We start from the raw sequence: 13,134 nt of genomic DNA on the forward strand, positions 1-13,134 counted from the left end.
TGACATGCTGGCGCAAGCGCGCGGCTCTGGCGTCACGACTCTCATCGGACGAAGGCCTCAAGCGATACAGGGGCGACGACAACGTGATCGTGCTTGTACGATCTACTTTCGACGAAGCGATTAGATTGGCGCATTGCCGGAGGGGACAACCGTGAAGCTGTGTCTGACGATTGGGGTATCGAAGGCTCCCCCACTTTCATACTTGCCGGGAGCTATTACGGCGGCACACGAAATGGGAGATTGGGCGCGCCAAGCCGGATTCACCACGGAGGTGATCACTGATGAGGGTGAGACACGCGTCACCATTCAGCGTATTCGAGAATCGCTGAAGAAGATGCTCGCTTCCAACGACGAGGTGGAGCTCTTTGTCCTGCACTTCGCTGGGCATGGATTCCGCTCCGGGGCTGAACAAAATATGTGGCTCCCAAGCGATTGGTTTGACGAAACTCGTGCCATCTCTGTGGAAGGGCTAAAGAGACAACTCTACAGACACGGCATCAGGAGCCTGACGATCTTTGGTGATGCTTGCCGCTCGCTACCGGCGGACATAGATACTGCTGACATTTTTGGTGATCCCGTGCTTCCACGAGGGCCATACGAAGCACAGGCACCGATCATCGATCGCTTCAATGCGGTGGTAGATGGTCAACAGGCGTATATGCTGAAAGGGGACGGCAAGGCACCTGATCGATGCGTGTTCTCCACCGTCTTGATCGAAGGCCTTTGCGGCTTCAGGGATGAAGCGTTTGACAAATACCTTCCCGACTGCGTAATACCCGAATCACTGGCCTTGTTCTCCAAAGACCGATTGCGGGAAATCGGAGAAATCTACGACCTCCAGTGCAAGCCAGATTGCGCCACCGGCATACCCCGCGAGCATGCAGTCTACTTTCAGCGTGGAGGCAGCCCACATGGGCTACCTCCACCCAAGTGGCCGGCACCACCTGAGGTGGTTCAGGAGCCGGATGGTGGCGGTAGAGAGCCGCAATTCAGACTTCCCGGCATCAAAGAGTTTTCGCGCCCTCTCCAAGCGCGATTACTCACGCGGCACATCCGAGACGGACTCTCAATCCAGAGAAAGGCCGACGTCCGTGATTTCAATCTGTCTATCCGCGGTGCGGTGCCAAAGGCGATCTGGAGTACATCTTCCGTTGAGAAATGTCTCATGGAAGACGGCGTCACACACTACCGGGTGAGCAGCAAGAATCAAGGGGCCATTCAAATACTGGTCGAATTCGAGGATGGCGTTTTTGCATCGGCTGTCGTTTATCCGATGCTGGTCACTTTTCTTGTTCGCGACGGAAGAAGTGAGATCAACTGGACCTGTGTTTCCCGATGGGACTGGGGACCGGATCCACTAAGCACTTACATCGAGACGATTGTGGACCTTCAGGCCGGCAATCTTGCTGCAGATCAGGTGGACGATATCGCGGCGCGGCTCCGTTCTGCCAAGCACGTCAACCCGACACTGGGAGCCATCGCCAGCTATCTTTATGACTATAGTGGAGACATCGACAGTATTCGGCGCATGGCGTTTTTTTACTGCGATTACGGACAGGCCATTCCATTCGACGTGGCGTTCATGGGATTACTCAAAAGCACCGACTCCGGCCACGGCAGCTTGGTGACAGAAGTTCCCCCAGTCAGGGAGCGACCATATTCAGCTGCAAATCAAAAGTTACCCGGATGGGTAACCAGTGCGACCCACCCCGTCGAGGGAGAGATCGCCGGTCTATGGCCTTGGCTGCGCCAAGGATGGCAATTCATGGAAAACCCGGAACCAGAGGAGAAGGCAGTTGCGGAAAATTTAGGTGACGTCGCTGCTTTTCTCCTGCCATCCCAGTTCTCGTCATTCAAAGCAGAAGGCGCGCGTATCTTGGTACAAAAATTCAACCTGGAGGAAAGCAGATGAATGTGCTGATGATTCACGGGATCGGGCAAGAAGGCTCAACGAAGGAAGAACTCCTGCAAAAGTGGACTGAGTCTCTTCATGCTGTTCAGCCTGGCTTGCTTGCCGGCGCCTCAGTCGAGATGGCCTACTACGGGACGACTCTCGCGGATTGGACGAACCGCAAGACCAAAGTCGCTGTCGGCATGGGAGCTGAATCCACAGCAGTCGATATCGGCGACGCTGATGAACTGAAGTTCCTCAGCGCTGTTATGGAGGAGTTCGCTGGCGATCATGACATCGATGAGGCCCAGATCGACGCTGCCATCGAAGAGTCGGGGAACATTGCCGTGCCGATGGACAACCTCATCGCAAGACGCCTCGTTGGTCTCATGCGCGTGGTCGAGAAGATTTCCCCTGCCAAGGGCGCGCTCCTGCTTCGGCTCGTGCGACAAGGCCATACCTACCTTTCCTCGCCAAAAGCGGCCAAGGCGGTGGACGATATCGTTCGCCCTTACCTGCAGCGTAGTCCTCAAATACTGATTACTCACTCACTCGGAACTGTCATCGCTTTCAAGCTACTGCGAGAGATAGACGCTGTCAGTGCCGGGGTTCAGGTCCCTCTGCTGATTACCATGGGATCGCCCCTCGGGCTGGATGCGTTCAAAGCGAAGTTGGGTGTCCCGCGACGAAGGGCAAGATTTGTCCAGAAGTGGGAGAACTTCTATGACCCCTCCGATTTCGTTGCACTCGGAAAGCCCCTTACCAAGGAGAACTTCGCAGAGGGAATCGGGAACGACGGTACCGTCGACAACACGACCATCAATGCGCATGGCATCATTGGGTACCTGCCGCACAAGGGCGTGATTGAGGTGTTGAGGCAAGCGCTATCGCAGATTCCATCCTAATTGGGCTCGGACGGTAGCGCAGGCTTGGAAGCTGAAAGCAAGTGGTTTCTAGGAGATTTTGGCGGCCAACGGTGCCGACGATTCTTTGCCGTTGCAATCCGTCGCGTCGACCATAGCAATGACGGCGATCGGATACCTCAAGCCGAGACCGAGCTGGTGAGTGTGCTGCTGCAGACTGGCGGATCTGATCGCGCCCCACGATTGTGGTGCCTTCTGGGGCAAAGTAACCAGCGCCGTGTGGAAGGCTGGCGCACCACCGCTTAGAGATTGGGAGGGGCGGCACCAACCTGGCCTTTGCCCTAGAAGGTGAGACTGGTACATAATCCGGTCTAATTCCATGGTGCTCATGGGAGAAACTCGTTATTAATCAACGGGTTGAGTGCGGCGTGATGTTCCCTTCGCCCGCTCCAGATCCCAATGCAAAGGCCCCTGACACCAACCAGTGCCAGGGGCTTTCTGTTTTCAGGCTTTCCCCGCCTAAAGCCCGGGAAAGATCGCAAGCGCCCCCTGGATTTCGGCGGAGGCGCAGCCGGAAGGCTCCTCTTCCTTACATCATCAGCGAGTAGGCCCGCTCCAACTGGTCCAGATCGATATCCAGAGGCAGCGGCAGGGGCGCTTCGCCGATGTGCTGCTCGCTGGCGAACTTTCCCTCGGCCAACACACGTGCCGGGTCGTTGAGGGCGAGGAAGTCACCCCCGTCGTATTCCCAGAAGTTCAGCGGGGAGCGGCCGGAGTAGGTTTCGTTCCAGCAGGCGACGTACGAACGTTCGCCCAGGACTTTCGGACGGCAGGAAACGTAGGGTTCCAGATAGACCTCATGGGTGAGGTACAGGAAGGTGAGGTCATCCACACGATAGGCCGGCGCTTCGCTGACCTCCTGGGGCTCCCCGTCCAGTTGCGCTTCGGGCTTCGCTCCCGGATCGACCGCTGCGACAGCGGAAAACCCATCCGCCCCCCCGGGCTCTCCCATGGCCATGCCTCCGCCGATGAACAGGGAAGCAACCACGACCAATAACTTCAACACGACGCGTCCTCGCCTGAAAATCGCGGAGATTACGCCGCCAACTTTTCAGGTATGCGATCAGGGTGGCCCGCAACCTTCCGCCCCGCCGCCCGATATCGGGCAATTCCTACACGACGGAAGACGCATCCACCTGGGCCCGCACCCGGCTCGTCTTCTCGCTCAGCGCTCTTTCACGGTGTTCCGCAGCAAATTAGTAATTATCTGTAGGAATAACTCCTCAACAGCCTCGTATCACTTCCGCTCGAGCCGAATCTCGACCAGCTTGCCATCGATGAAGCGCAAGTGTCGGTAGACGCCTCCACTGGGGCCATACACCCAGAATTCGGTGCGTGCGGCATTCAACTTGGGCACGCCGTTGTTGCGCAGGGCAGGCTCGTTGACGATCCTGCTCAGCGGTTGCCCGCACCTTTCCAGGACTTGCTCGACGCTGTCGCCCTCGTCCACCAGGTGCGTGCCGCATCTCATCGAGGCGACGGCAGGAATTGCCAACGAAGACATGAACAGCGTCAGCGCCGTGCGAAACATGGATACCTCCCGCTTCCCCCGATAATGAAAGCGCGGACCGCCGCGGGGCGAGGCGAACTCCCTCACAAAGCCGCAAGCGTCGCACAGCGGCATGGCGACGCAGGCAGTTCCTTGCCGTCGCTTCGCCAGCTTCGTTAGACTGCCGCATCGCAGCACGCTTTCGTGGCTGCGCCCTCCCCGATCCGAGGCTTGCATGTTGGAGATAGTAGTCATCCGATAACCGCCACTTCGTCATCCCGCACGAGGTGTCGCCGGTTATCTGCCTTCGCCATGGCTCGCACGCGCCTTTTCGCGCCGTGCGGCCGCGTTGTCACACCGATGATTACAGGTTCTACCGACATGAACGTTTCCAAGCCGGAACAACGGACGCTTCACGCCTTGGCCCAGGGCGGCCATATCGCCTTCCTTCGCGACGCTTCGGGCAAGATCACCCGCGTCGAGTGCTACAACCGCGACGGCCACCTGCTGCTCGACTGCACCCTGGCGGTGTTCTCCAGGCTGAAGAACAAGGGCCTGGTCCACTCCCGCCAGGGCAGGCCATACCGGATATCCATGGCCGGGCTGAAAGCCGTGCGCCCGCAGGCGGACAATCGCTGACCCCCTTCCTTTTCCATTGCCCCCGCCGGGACAAGGCGGGGGTTCCGAGGAGTGCTTGCATGAATATTTCCATCCGTGCGGAAACGCCCGGCGACATCGACGCCATCGCTCGCCTGACCGAAGCCGCGTTCCGCAACGAAACGCACAGCAGCCATACCGAGCAGTACATCATCGACGCCCTGCGCCGTGCCGGCGCGCTGACGTTTTCGCTGGTGGCCGAAGCGAACGGCCAGGTGATCGGCCATATCGCTGCCTCACCAGTGACCATCGATGGCGAAGCGGGCGACTGGTACGGCCTCGCGCCGCTATCGGTGGCGCCCGAGCGGCAGCGCCAGGGTCTCGGTTCGCAGTTGGTCCGGCGCCTGCTCGCCGAGCTGCGCATGCTGCCCGCGGGCGGCTGCGTGGTACTGGGCGAACCGACCTACTACTCACACTTCGGCTTTCGGGTGGAAAGCGGCCTGGCGTTGCCCGGCGTTCCCGCCGAATACTTCCAGGCACAGTCCTTCAGCGGGCGCATGGCGCGAGGAATAGTGGCCTTCCACGCCGCATTCGACGCCAGCGACTGAGCCGGAACGACAGCAGCCGCTATGTCGCCCCCTGGTCGCGGGCTCAATCGAACTGGGTACCCTTCTGGATCAGTTCCACCTTGTAGCCGTCCGGGTCTTCGAGGAAGGCGATCACGCTGCGTCCGTGCTGCATCGGCCCGGCCTCGCGGGTGACCCGATAGCCCAGCGCCCTGGCCCGGGCGCAGGTGACGGCGGCATCCTCGACCTCGATGGCCAGGTGGCCGTAGCCGTCGCCCTGGGTGTAGCCGTCCCGGTCCCAGTTGTGGGTCAACTCCAGGGCAGCGGCCGCGCGCTCGTCCTGGTAGCCGACGAAGGCCAGGGTGAAGCGGCCTTCGGGATAGTCCCGGCGCCGCAGCAGGCGCATGTCCAGGGCGCGGGTGTAGAACTCCAGCGCGGCCTCGAGATCGGCCACGCGGAGCATGCTGTGCAGGATTCGCATGGAAATTCTCCGTGGAATCCGGCGGCGAGCCGCCGGAGCGGGGATCAACCTTCGACGCGGTAGCCCTTGAACAGGAAAAGCGGACCGAAGGCGTAGCTGTCGATCAGTTCGTAGAAGCGCGCGATGGTTTCGTTGCGGCAATGCTGGAGGAACGCCGCCTCGTCTTCGTACACCTCGTCGAGGTAGAAGCGGTTGCGGTTGTTCTCGTCGCGGATCACCTCGAAGCGCAGGGTGCCCGGTTCGTTCTGCAACGAGCCATTGGCATCGAACAGGCCTGCCGCGGCGAACGCTTCGCGCTTGTCGGAGGGAACGTCGAACTGAACCAGTACGTGGTAGGTCATGGAATCTTTCCTCGTGAAATGGGGTTGGAAGCGATCGCGAGGTCCATGCTAGGGTGGCCTTTCACTCATTAAAAGTAATCAATAATCAGCAAGTCACTCACTTAAAGAGAATGATGTGAAACTCTCTCAACTCGGATTCTTCTGCGCGGTGGTCGAACGCGGCACCATCGCAGCCGCGGCCGAACAGTTGCATTGCGTGCCGTCGAACATCACTACCCGCTTGCGCGAACTCGAAGGACAACTCGGCATAGCCCTGTTCAATCGCGAAAGGAATCGCCTGCTGGTCACCCCCGAGGGCCGCCTGTTGTACCGCCATGCCCGGCGCCTGCTGGCGCTGGCCGACGAGACCGCCGCGCTGTTCGCCGGCGACCAGGCGCACGGCGCGCTACGGGTCGGCGCACTGGACGTGGCCCTGGCCAATCATCTGCCCCAGCGCCTGGCCCGCTACCGCCGCGAGTCGCCGGGCGTTGAACTGCACATCCGCCCGGAGCATTCGCTGCTGCTCGAGCGCCTGCTGATGGAGGGAGAGCTGGACCTGATCGTCACCGACGGCCCCATCGAACACCCGTTGCTGGCCAGCCGCCTGGCCTTCCGCGAGCGCCTGTTGCGGGTCACTCCCGCCGACCTGCCGGCACCCACTCCCGAGGACCTCGCCAGCCTCGAACTCTATGTGTTCGGCCACACTTGCCACTACCGCCGCCAGGTCGACCGCTGGCTGGCGGAAAGCGGTATCCAGCCGCGTGCAACCCTGGAAATCGAGTCCTACCCAAGCCTCTTCGCCTGCATCGAGGCCGGTCTTGGCTTCGCCTGCGTGCCGGAGAGCTTCGTTGCACGCATGCCCTCCGCGCGACGGGGTTTCCATGCCGAACCGGTAGCCGGCCTGGACTCCAGCGATATCCATTTCGTCTGGCGCAAACAGCAAGCCTCGCCGCTGATCCAGGGCTTCATCGACAGCATCGGCGCCGACTGACGCCAATGATCGATGCCGCAACACAAACGCACTCGGAAAAATCGGTAACAGCGGAACCACTGCACAGACCAGAGAAAAAGCCGCCACCAACCAGGCCTGGCGGCGACACCGGAAGTACCCTCGGCGGCCGATTGCCGAGCCGATCCCCTACCTGCCCCCTGGGTTTTCCGACGAAAGACCTTGATTCGTGGGAGGTAGGGTCGTCTCCGCTAGATACCCCTCAACCCTGCGTGCGGGCTCCATGCCCGAGCGCCTTGGCGAGATTTGCCCATAGAGCCATCACTTATGACTGCGACAGACAGAACGCCCCCGCCATTGAAATGGCTCTGCCTCGGCAACCGTGATGCGAACGACGGATTCGAGCTCTTCGCCCATGGCATCTATGCGAGGAACGGCGCGTTGGTCGGCAGCAAGCTCTCCCTGCGCGAACGGCGCCAGCGCGTCGACCTGTCGGCCTTCCTTTCCGGCGCACCGCCGCTGCTTGCCGAGGCGGCGGTCAAGCACCTGCTGGCACGCCTCCTGTGCGTGCACCGGCACAACACCGACCTCGAACTGCTCGGCAAGAACTTCATTCCCCTGCATGCCAGCAGCCTGGGCAACGCCGGGGTCTGCGAGCGGATCCTGGCCTCGGCCAGGCAATTGCAGCAGCACCAGGTCGAACTCTGCCTGCTGCTAGCCATCGACGAGCAGGAACCCGCCTCGGCGGAGTACCTGGCGTCCCTCGCCCGGCTACGCGACAGCGGCGTGCGCATCGCGCTGCACCCGCAACGCATCGATACCGACGCTCGCCAGTGCTTCGCCGAGGTCGACGCCGGCCTCTGCGATTACCTGGGCCTGGACGCGCGCCTGCTTGCCCCCGGCCCGCTGACGCGTAACCTGCGCCAGCGCAAGAGCATCGAGTACCTGAACCGGCTGTTGGTGGCACAGGACATCCAGATGCTTTGCCTCAACGTCGACAATGAGGAACTGCACCAACAAGCCAACGCACTCCCCTTCGCCTTCCGTCACGGCAGGCACTATTCGGAGCCTTTCCAGGCCTGGCCGTTCAGCAGTCCGGCCTGCTGAACGCCGACGCGGCTGCCAGCCGTCACGCCAGGCTGGCCCGCTATCCCGCCAGGCGCTACCCTTGGCAGTTTCGACGGACAGGGACGACGGTCATGGGCAACTATTTCGAGAGCCCCTTCAGGGGCAAGCTGCTCTCGGAACAGGTCAGCAACCCGAACATACGGGTGGGGCGCTACAGCTACTACTCCGGCTACTATCACGGGCATTCCTTCGACGACTGCGCCCGCTACCTGATGCCGGACCGCGACGACGTGGACAAGCTGGTCATCGGCAGTTTCTGCTCGATCGGCAGTGGCGCCGCCTTCATCATGGCCGGCAACCAGGGACACCGCGCCGAATGGGCGTCGACCTTCCCCTTCCACTTCATGCACGAAGAGCCTGCCTTCGCCGGCGCCGTGAACGGCTATCAGCCAGCGGGCGACACGCTGATCGGCCATGACGTCTGGATCGGTACCGAGGCGATGTTCATGCCCGGCGTACGGGTCGGCCACGGAGCCATCATCGGCAGCCGCGCGCTGGTGACCGGCGATGTCGAGCCCTATGCCATCGTCGGCGGTAACCCGGCCCGGACCATTCGTAAGCGCTTTTCCGATGGCGATATCCAGAACCTGCTGGAAATGGCCTGGTGGGACTGGCCACTGGCCGATATCGAGGCAGCCATGCCACTGCTGTGTACTGGGGATATCCCCGCCTTGTACCGGCACTGGAAACAGCGCCAGGCCTCGGCCTGACGGTTGGACGAAGGAGGTCGAGGATTTTTCTCGGGCCCGATGGCCTACCCTCTATGCTTCCAACGGTGTACTGTCGCGATGCCTGGCCATCCAGGCATGCGTGCCAGAGCCACTCCAGCGACCGTACCGGCGGAACGAAACGCTGTGTTTCCGCCAGCCCGTGCCGAGCAACGATCGCCGGAACGATCGCAGGACTTCATGACCGGCGGCCTCCTGGAACGGCTACCGGGCAAGACGAGTGACAAGAACGACACATGATTGAAGAAGCCACTTCCAGCAAGCACTCAGACACGACGGACGCCCCACTGGTATCCGTCGTAGCGCCCTGCTTCAACGCGGAAAAGTACCTGGAAGAAGCCCTGCGCAGCATCTACGAGCAGGACTACCCGAATTTCGAAGTGATCATCGTCGACGACGGTTCCACCGACAACAGCTACGCCATGCTGGAGCAGTTGCAGAAAGTCCACGGTTTCCAGCTCTACCGCCAGCAGAACCAGGGCGTCAGCGCAGCGCTGAACTTCGGCCTGCGACACGCCCGCGGCGACTACGTAGCCACGCCGGACCTGGACGACATCATGCTGCCGCACTCGTTGAGCGTGCGCGCCGCGTACCTCGACCAGCACCCGGAAGTCGGCTGCGTCGGCGCCCTGGTGATCTACATCGACAGCGAAGGCCAGGAAACCAAGCGGCAGAACGGCAATCGCATCCGCCAGCTGGACTTCGACTACCTGCTCGGCAACGCCTACGTCTGCGGCGCCCCGGTGTCCCTGTACCGCATGGAGGCCCTGCGCGCAGCCGGCTTCTACGATCCCGAGATCAAGGTGCAGGACTTCCAGATGACCCTGCGCATCGCCAGCCAGGGCTACCAGATCCACAAGCTGCCGGTACTGGTCACCCGCTACCGGCGCCACCCCGACAACCTGTCGCGGCGCTACAAGGTGCTGCTCGATGCCGACCTGCGCACCATCGCCCCCTACCAGTCGCATCCCGCCTACGAGCGCGGCCGCACGGAGCTGGTCAACAAGGCCCTGAAATACGCCGTGGTCGCGGACAAGCGGCATGCCTGGCAACTGCTCCGCTCGCTGCCGCTGCGGCAATGGAACCGCACCACCTTCCGCCGGTTGAAGCGCTTCCTTCTCCATCACGAGAGCTGAGTCCGTCACCGCGAAGATTCGTCGTGCATGGGCTATACCTCCCGGATACACCTTGGTTTCGAATCGCCGCCCGACAACGGGTAGGCCGGCCGCTTGACGCCCGCGGCCGTTCTTCGAGGGAGCTTGAATGACCGCGCTGCACGACCTCCCGGGAACCCGCCTGCTGGCACTGTTCGCCCGCCGGGAACTCTCGCCTGGCGAGTACTACGAGCATCTGCTGGCCCACATCCAGCGCTGGGAACCGCATCTCAACGCGCTGTATCGCTTCGACCCGCAACGGGTTCGCGAACAGGCCGCGGCGGCCACCGAGCGCTGGCGCAAGGGACAGCCCAAAGGCCCGCTGGACGGGCTGCCGGTAACCATCAAGGAGCTGATCGCCACCGCTGGCGAACCTATCCCATTGGGCAGCGCCGCCACCGCCCTGCAACCCGCGCCCTGCGACGCGCCGCCGGCCGCTCGGCTGCGCGAAGCCGGCGCGATCGTCCTGGCCAAGACTACGGTTCCAGACTTCGGCATGCTTTCATCCGGCCTCTCCAGCTTCCACGGAGTCACCCGCAATCCCTGGAACCTGGCCAACAATACCGGCGGCTCCAGTTCGGGCGCGGCAGCGGCGGCCGCCGCCGGCTACGGACCGCTGCACCTGGGCACCGACATCGGCGGCTCGGTGCGACTGCCGGCGGGCTGGTGCGGCCTGGTGGGCTTCAAGCCAAGCCTCGGGCGGATCCCCATCGACCCTTACTACACCGGTCGCTGCGCCGGTCCGATGACCCGCTGCATGGACGACTGCCTGCTGCTGATGCGCTACCTCGCGCAGCCCGACGCCCGCGACGCCACCAGCCTGCCGCCGGAAGCGCTGGACTGGAGCGCCGAGCCGCTGTCGGTGCGCGGCCTGAGGGTCGGCCTGCAACTCGACCCCGGCTGCGGCCTGCAGCCCGACGCGGAAATCCGCGCCGCGATCGAGGCCGCGGCGCGGCTGTTCGAGGAGCACGGCGCTCAGCTCAGGATCGTCGAACCGCTGATGGACCGGAGCCTGCTCGACGGCCTGAACGACTTCTGGCGCGCCCGCCTGTGGAGCGAACTGCTGCTCCTCGACGAGACGCGGCGGGCCAGGGTGCTGCCCTATGTCCACGCCTGGGCCGAGGGCGGCGCACGGGTCAGCGGGGTCGATGCGGTGCGCGGTTTCAACCAGACCTTCGAGATGCGCCGGCGCGCCGCCCGGCTGTTCGGCGAGATCGACCTGCTGCTGACGCCGACCAACCAGGTCGAGGCCTTCCCCGCCGACTGGGCCTCGCCGCTGAACGATCCGCAGCGGCCGTTCGAGCACATCGTCTTCACCGTGCCGTGGAATATGGGCGAACAGCCCGCGCTCTCGATAAACTGCGGCTTCACGGCCGCCGGCATGCCGATCGGCCTGCAACTGGTCGCGCCGCGCTTCGCCGATACCTGGCTGTTGCGCATCGGCAAGACCTACGAAGGCTGGCGCGGTCCGATCCACGGCTGGCCCCGGCCGCCGGCTGACTGAAGCCGGCGGCCGCTCGTCGCTCGGCTCCAGGCCTGAGTGTTTCAGTCGTCACTCCGAGAGGGCCTTCGCCATGCGCTCCCCCACCCGTCCCCCGGCGGCCGCCGATCCGGCCAGCCGCCGCAGCGTCTTTGCCGTGGTCCTCGGCAACGCCGTGGAATTCTTCGACTTCGGGGTCTATGCCACCTTCGCCGTGATGATCGGACGGACTTTCTTCCCCTCCGACAGCGCCTTCGTCAGCCTGCTCCTGTCGGTCACCGCGTTCGGCATCGGCTTCGTCATCCGCCCCCTCGGCGCGATCCTTATCGGCGCCTACGCCGACCGCGCCGGGCGCAAGCCGGCGATGCTCCTTACCCTGTTCCTGATGGCGCTGGGCACCGGCGGCATCGCGGTGCTCCCCGGCTACGACAGCATCGGCCCGGCTGCGCCGCTGCTGCTGGTGCTGACCCGCCTGCTGCAAGGCCTGGCCTGGGGCGGCGAGGCCGGACCGGCGACCACCTACATCCTCGAGGCGGCACCGCCGCACAAGCGCGGCACCTACGCCTGCTGGCAGGTCGTAGCGCAAGGCATCGCGGCGGTCGCCGCCGGGCTGATAGGCTACCTGCTCACCCTCTGGCTCGACGAGCGCCAACTGCAGGAATGGGGCTGGCGGATTCCCTTCGCGGCCGGCCTGCTGGTCCTGCCGATCGGCCTGTACATCCGCCTCAACCTGGCCGAGACCTTTGCCGGACGCGGCCGCCAGGCCAGCACCCGGAGCCTTCTCGGCGAATTGTTCGGCAATCATCGGCGGGCCCTGCTGCTCGGCCTGCTGATCCTCTCCGGAAGCACCATCACCCAGTACTTCCTCAACTACATGACCACCTTCGCCCTTACCGAGCTACACCTGCCGGCGGGCATCGCGATGCTCTCGACGCTGGTCGCCGGCGCCGCACTGGCGCTCTCGGCGTTGCTCGGCGGCGTGCTCTGCGACCGCTACGGGCGCCGCGCCGTGCTGATCCTGCCGCGCCTGGCGCTGCTCGCGGTGCTGTTCCCGGCACTGCAGGCAATGACCCGTCACCCCGAGCCGGCAGTCTTCCTCGCCGTCCTCGCCCTGCTCTCGGCCCTGCATGGCATGAGCGGCGCGGCGCTGATCGTGCTGCTGGTAGAAAGCTTCCCCCGGGCGCTGCGCTCCACCGGTTTTTCCCTGGTCTATGCAACCGGCGTCGCCGCGTTCGGCGGCACCGCGCAGATAGTGGTGACCTGGCTGATCGGCGTCACCGGCAATCCGCTGTCGCCGCTGGGCTACCTGCTGCTGGCCAACCTGGTCTGCCTGGGTGGGGCCTGGCTGGCCCGCGAGACCTGGCCGGGTCGCGGGGACATGGGAGGCGCGCCGCTGGTGCTGCGCGACTGAGAACTTGCGCGGTTCGT

General features: G+C 63.4%; 14 protein-coding genes. 10 read left to right on the forward strand and 4 right to left on the reverse strand.

The annotated features are described in order from the left end of the window. Positions 1 to 151: 151 nt before the first annotated feature. Together ACYAF3_RS04285 and ACYAF3_RS04290 are read left to right on the forward strand one after the other, a co-directional pair. Positions 152 to 1,912, forward strand: coding sequence for a caspase family protein (locus tag ACYAF3_RS04285; RefSeq protein ID WP_474727574.1), 1,761 nt, complete (start codon positions 152 to 154; stop codon positions 1,910 to 1,912). Beyond that, entirely contained in the window at positions 1,909 to 2,796 is an 888-nt protein-coding gene (locus ACYAF3_RS04290; RefSeq protein ID WP_474727575.1) for a hypothetical protein, read from the forward strand. The genes ACYAF3_RS04285 and ACYAF3_RS04290 overlap by 4 nt, the downstream gene beginning before the upstream one ends. Positions 2,797 to 3,343: 547 nt before the next feature. Here ACYAF3_RS04290 and ACYAF3_RS04295 read toward each other — a convergent pair. Together ACYAF3_RS04295 and ACYAF3_RS04300 are read right to left on the reverse strand one after the other, a co-directional pair. Continuing rightward, positions 3,344 to 3,820 carry a hypothetical protein gene (locus ACYAF3_RS04295; RefSeq protein WP_031633222.1) on the reverse strand — a complete coding sequence of 159 codons (477 nt, stop codon included), beginning with the start codon at positions 3,818 to 3,820 and terminating at the stop codon, positions 3,344 to 3,346. Positions 3,821 to 4,051: 231 nt separating this feature from the next. After that, the gene (locus ACYAF3_RS04300; protein WP_003141121.1) at positions 4,052 to 4,345 is read right to left on the reverse strand and encodes a DUF2845 domain-containing protein; all 294 of its coding nucleotides are present in this window, start codon (positions 4,343 to 4,345) and stop codon (positions 4,052 to 4,054) included. Positions 4,346 to 4,684: 339 nt separating this feature from the next. Between ACYAF3_RS04300 and ACYAF3_RS04305 the strand changes: the two genes are divergently transcribed. Together ACYAF3_RS04305 and ACYAF3_RS04310 are read left to right on the forward strand one after the other, a co-directional pair. Beyond that, complete coding sequence (locus tag ACYAF3_RS04305; protein ID WP_003085431.1) at positions 4,685 to 4,942, forward strand: YjhX family toxin; 258 nt, start codon at positions 4,685 to 4,687, stop codon at positions 4,940 to 4,942. 59 nt (positions 4,943 to 5,001) lie between these two features. Beyond that, positions 5,002 to 5,508, forward strand: coding sequence for a GNAT family N-acetyltransferase (locus ACYAF3_RS04310; RefSeq protein WP_105579219.1), 507 nt, complete (start codon positions 5,002 to 5,004; stop codon positions 5,506 to 5,508). A gap of 43 nt (positions 5,509 to 5,551) precedes the next feature. Here ACYAF3_RS04310 and gloA read toward each other — a convergent pair whose 3' ends face one another. Next, positions 5,552 to 5,947, reverse strand: a complete 396-nt coding sequence (gloA, locus tag ACYAF3_RS04315) for a lactoylglutathione lyase (RefSeq protein WP_003098430.1) — start codon at positions 5,945 to 5,947, stop codon at positions 5,552 to 5,554. 44 nt (positions 5,948 to 5,991) lie between these two features. Continuing rightward, a complete protein-coding gene (locus ACYAF3_RS04320) occupies positions 5,992 to 6,288 on the reverse strand; it encodes a heme-binding protein (protein ID WP_003085421.1) in 297 nt (98 codons plus the stop codon). 115 nt (positions 6,289 to 6,403) lie between these two features. Here ACYAF3_RS04320 and ACYAF3_RS04325 point away from each other — a divergent pair, with 115 nt between their 5' ends. The 6 genes from ACYAF3_RS04325 to ACYAF3_RS04350 all read left to right on the forward strand — a co-directional run bounded on the left by ACYAF3_RS04325 (position 6,404) and on the right by ACYAF3_RS04350 (position 13,117). Further along, entirely contained in the window at positions 6,404 to 7,258 is an 855-nt protein-coding gene (locus ACYAF3_RS04325; RefSeq protein ID WP_003123052.1) for a LysR family transcriptional regulator, read from the forward strand. Between the two features lie 285 nt (positions 7,259 to 7,543). Beyond that, complete coding sequence (gene toxR / locus ACYAF3_RS04330; protein ID WP_003120800.1) at positions 7,544 to 8,323, forward strand: toxA transcriptional regulator ToxR; 780 nt, start codon at positions 7,544 to 7,546, stop codon at positions 8,321 to 8,323. Between the two features lie 92 nt (positions 8,324 to 8,415). After that, positions 8,416 to 9,054 carry a type B chloramphenicol O-acetyltransferase gene (catB, locus tag ACYAF3_RS04335; RefSeq protein ID WP_003163350.1) on the forward strand — a complete coding sequence of 213 codons (639 nt, stop codon included), beginning with the start codon at positions 8,416 to 8,418 and terminating at the stop codon, positions 9,052 to 9,054. Between the two features lie 254 nt (positions 9,055 to 9,308). Further along, positions 9,309 to 10,208 carry an alpha-1,6-rhamnosyltransferase gene (gene migA / locus ACYAF3_RS04340; RefSeq protein WP_003163351.1) on the forward strand — a complete coding sequence of 300 codons (900 nt, stop codon included), beginning with the start codon at positions 9,309 to 9,311 and terminating at the stop codon, positions 10,206 to 10,208. Positions 10,209 to 10,335: 127 nt separating this feature from the next. Then, positions 10,336 to 11,730, forward strand: coding sequence for an amidase (locus ACYAF3_RS04345; protein WP_003098438.1), 1,395 nt, complete (start codon positions 10,336 to 10,338; stop codon positions 11,728 to 11,730). A 70-nt stretch (positions 11,731 to 11,800) separates the two neighbouring features. Next, on the forward strand, positions 11,801 to 13,117 hold the full coding sequence (locus ACYAF3_RS04350; RefSeq protein WP_105579218.1) for an MFS transporter: 1,317 nt from the start codon (positions 11,801 to 11,803) through the stop codon (positions 13,115 to 13,117). The last annotated feature ends 17 nt before the right edge of the window (positions 13,118 to 13,134 follow it).

Source organism: Pseudomonas sp. TZ252 (assembly GCF_056110345.1).

Bases quoted from the DNA above. Each gene is read 5' to 3' on its own strand.
- ACYAF3_RS04290 (WP_474727575.1), top strand. From the start codon at position 1,909: ATGAATGTGCTGATGATTCACGGGATCGGGCAAGAAGGCTCAACGAAG.
- migA (WP_003163351.1), top strand. From the start codon at position 9,309: ATGATTGAAGAAGCCACTTCCAGCAAGCACTCAGACACGACGGACGCC.
- toxR (WP_003120800.1), top strand. From the start codon at position 7,544: ATGACTGCGACAGACAGAACGCCCCCGCCATTGAAATGGCTCTGCCTC.
- gloA (WP_003098430.1), bottom strand. From the start codon at position 5,947: ATGCGAATCCTGCACAGCATGCTCCGCGTGGCCGATCTCGAGGCCGCG.
- ACYAF3_RS04310 (WP_105579219.1), top strand. From the start codon at position 5,002: ATGAATATTTCCATCCGTGCGGAAACGCCCGGCGACATCGACGCCATC.
- ACYAF3_RS04350 (WP_105579218.1), top strand. From the start codon at position 11,801: ATGCGCTCCCCCACCCGTCCCCCGGCGGCCGCCGATCCGGCCAGCCGC.
- ACYAF3_RS04305 (WP_003085431.1), top strand. From the start codon at position 4,685: ATGAACGTTTCCAAGCCGGAACAACGGACGCTTCACGCCTTGGCCCAG.
- ACYAF3_RS04345 (WP_003098438.1), top strand. From the start codon at position 10,336: ATGACCGCGCTGCACGACCTCCCGGGAACCCGCCTGCTGGCACTGTTC.
- ACYAF3_RS04300 (WP_003141121.1), bottom strand. From the start codon at position 4,345: ATGTTTCGCACGGCGCTGACGCTGTTCATGTCTTCGTTGGCAATTCCT.
- catB (WP_003163350.1), top strand. From the start codon at position 8,416: ATGGGCAACTATTTCGAGAGCCCCTTCAGGGGCAAGCTGCTCTCGGAA.
- ACYAF3_RS04320 (WP_003085421.1), bottom strand. From the start codon at position 6,288: ATGACCTACCACGTACTGGTTCAGTTCGACGTTCCCTCCGACAAGCGC.